General features: G+C 75.3%; 4 protein-coding genes. 2 read left to right on the top strand and 2 right to left on the bottom strand.

Translation table 11 applies throughout. The features are described 5' to 3' along the window. A partial coding sequence (locus AC0CYZ_RS12730) for a hypothetical protein (protein WP_472215818.1) occupies positions 1–449 on the top strand: 449 nt, incomplete at its 5' end. A gap of 148 nt (positions 450–597) precedes the next feature. On the opposite strand, the gene AC0CYZ_RS12725 is transcribed toward AC0CYZ_RS12730, so the two are convergent. After that, on the bottom strand, positions 598–762 hold the full coding sequence (locus tag AC0CYZ_RS12725; protein WP_472215816.1) for a hypothetical protein: 165 nt from the start codon (positions 760–762) through the stop codon (positions 598–600). Between the two features lie 71 nt (positions 763–833). Here AC0CYZ_RS12725 and AC0CYZ_RS12720 point away from each other — a divergent pair, with 71 nt between their 5' ends. Beyond that, positions 834–1,805: a helix-turn-helix domain-containing protein gene (locus tag AC0CYZ_RS12720; RefSeq protein WP_472215814.1), complete on the top strand. Its 972-nt coding sequence runs from the start codon at positions 834–836 to the stop codon at positions 1,803–1,805. A 152-nt stretch (positions 1,806–1,957) separates the two neighbouring features. Here the strand turns inward: AC0CYZ_RS12720 and AC0CYZ_RS12715 are convergent. Continuing rightward, on the bottom strand, positions 1,958–2,635 hold a 678-nt coding region (locus AC0CYZ_RS12715), incomplete at its 5' end, for a Clp protease N-terminal domain-containing protein (RefSeq protein ID WP_472215812.1).

Raw genomic sequence — 2,635 nt, 5'->3', positions numbered from 1 at the left:
CGCTGTTCGTGGGCCGCTCCGGCTTCTCCCGGCGGACGATCCTCGCGGCCGCGGCGCTGGTCGTCGTGGTCGCCGCCGTGGTCCTGGTGCTCGCGGGGGGCGCGACCGCCGGCTGGTTCGTGGCCGCGCTGCTCGCCGCCGGCGCCGTGGTCGTCGTCCGCGTCGTGGCGGCCACCTACCTCGCGGCCGGCGCGGACTGGCTGGCCGACGAGCGGTCGTGGGTCGACCTCTACGACCTGGTCGCCGTCGAGGGCACCTCGCGGCGCCGGCTGGCCCTGACGGACGGGGAGGGGCGGCGGGTGACCGTGGGCGTCGGCCGGCTCCGTGCGATCCCCGCGCTGTGGGACCTGGTCCACCTCGGCGTCCGCTGGTCACGCGCGCGGAACGTCGTGCACGTCGACGGGGTCGCGGCCGCGGTGCTGGGGGACGACGGCCCGTCGTCCTCCTGACGGTGCCGGCACCGAACCGCGTCATGACCGCGTCGTCCCGCCGTCGGCTGCTCCAGCACCGCCGGCCATCCCTTTCGTCGCCATTCGAGACCTAGGGGCCGAACTCGGGGCCATCGACCTCGGCGCGACCGACGTGAGGCCGTTCGGTCTACTTGTCCACGAATGAGCCGTGGAGCTCCCACCCGGTGCCCAGGCGCCGCTGCCAGCGCAGCGGGCCCTCCTGCTCCCACGGCCGCTGCGCCCGCAGCAGCACCTCCCAGGCGTACTGCTGCTCGTCCCACCAGGTGCGGAGTGCGGCCCCGAAGCGCGTCATGGGACTCATCGTCGGGCGGTCGTGAGGCCGTCACGAGTGGCAGGAACGTCATGTTCGGATACATTGCTGCCATGCACGTCGTCGCCGCGCCGGTCACCGACCACGCACCGCTGTTCGAGCTCTCGACCATCGTCGAGATCTTCGGCGCGAGCCGCGGCGAGTCGATGGGCATCCCCTGGTACGACCTGCGGGTCTGCGCGGCCGAGGACGGCCCGGTGCGGCTGGGGGAGTGGGCGACGCTGGACACGCCCCACGGGCTCGAGGCGCTCGACGAGGCCGACACCGTCCTCGTCCCGCCGCCGCACGACAGCCGGCGGACCTTCCCGCCGGCCCTGCTCGAGGCGCTGCGCCGGGCCCACGCGCGGGGGGCCCGGATCGCGTCGATCTGCACCGGCGCCTTCGTCCTGGCCGCGGCGGGCCTGCTCGACGGGCGGCCGGCGATCACCCACTGGGACTCGCTCGACGAGCTGGCCCGCCGCCACCCCTCGGTCGCGGTGCAGCCCGCCGTGCTCTACGTCGACGACGGCGACGTGCTCACCTCGGCCGGCTCGGCCGCGGGCCTCGACCTCTGCCTGCACCTGGTCCGCCTCGACCACGGCAGCCGCGTCGCGGGGACGGCGGCCCGGTGGAGCGTCGTCCCCCCGCACCGCGACGGCGGGCAGGCGCAGTACGTGCCGACACCGGTCCCGGAGCCGTCCGGCACGCCGTTCGGGGCGTGGCTGGACTGGGCGCGCGAGCGGCTCGACGAGCCGATCGAGGTCCGTGAGTGGGCGGACGCGGTGGGCACGAGCCCGCGGACGTTCGCCCGCCGCTTCCGTGACGCCACCGGGGAGACGCCGGTGCAGTGGCTCGCCGCGGAGCGGGTGCGTCGCGCGCAGGAGCTCCTCGAGGGGACCGACCTGCCCGTCGAGGCGGTCGCGGCGCGCTGCGGGTTCGCGACGGCGGCCGGGCTCCGCAAGCACTTCTGCCGACGCCTCGGCGCCACGCCGCAGCAGTACCGGCGGACGTTCCGCGCGGGGCACGAGGAGCGCCTCGCCGGGTGAGCGTTCCGGGTGAAGGGTCCCTCCGGTCGACAAGAGCGACCGACGGTGCCCCTCGCTCAGAACGGGTCGGCGCTCGACGTTCCGGCGGGGGGCGCCCCTGGCCTCTCTAGCCGACCGAAGGGACCCCTCGCTCGCCTGATGGGCCGCCCGGATCACGACTCCGGCGTCTGCGTGATCTCGGCCAGCAGCTCGGCGAGCGCGGTCTCGGCGACCTGCCGGTCGAGCCCGAGCCCGGTGAGCAGGCCGTCACCGTCCTCGTGGTCGAGCAGCGCGAGCAGGATGTGCTCGGTGCCGACGTAGTTGTGCTCCAGGCGCAGGGCCTGGCGGAAGGTCAGCTCAAGGACCTTCTTCGCGCCCGCGTCGAAGGGGATGAGCGCCGGCAGCTCCGCCTCGGCGCGGGGAGGCAGGGTCGCGGCGGCCCGGCGGCGGAGGGTGTCGGGGGAGACGCCCTGCGCGGTCACCAGCCGGACGGCGAGGCCCTCGGGCTCGGCGAGCAGGCCGAGCGCGAGGTGGGCGGGAGAGATCTCGGGGTTGCCGGCGGCCCGCGCCTCCTCCTGTGAGGCCACGACGACCTTGCGCGCCCGCGGGGTGAAGCGGCTGAACCCCTGCTCGGGGTCGAGGTCGGACGCGGACCCCTTGGGGACGAAACGCTTCTGGGCGGCCTGCTTGGTGACGCCCATGCTCCGGCCGATGTCGGTCCACGACGCGCCGGAGCGGCGGGCCTGGTCGACGAAGTGGCCGATGAGGTGGTCCGCGACCTCGCCGAGGTGCTCGGCGGCGAGCACGGCGTTGCTGAGCTGGTCGAGGGCGTCGTCGTTCACCGCGGTGAT

Source organism: Actinomycetospora sp. (assembly GCF_055612215.1).
This window is presented reverse-complemented; position numbering and strand designations above follow the sequence as displayed.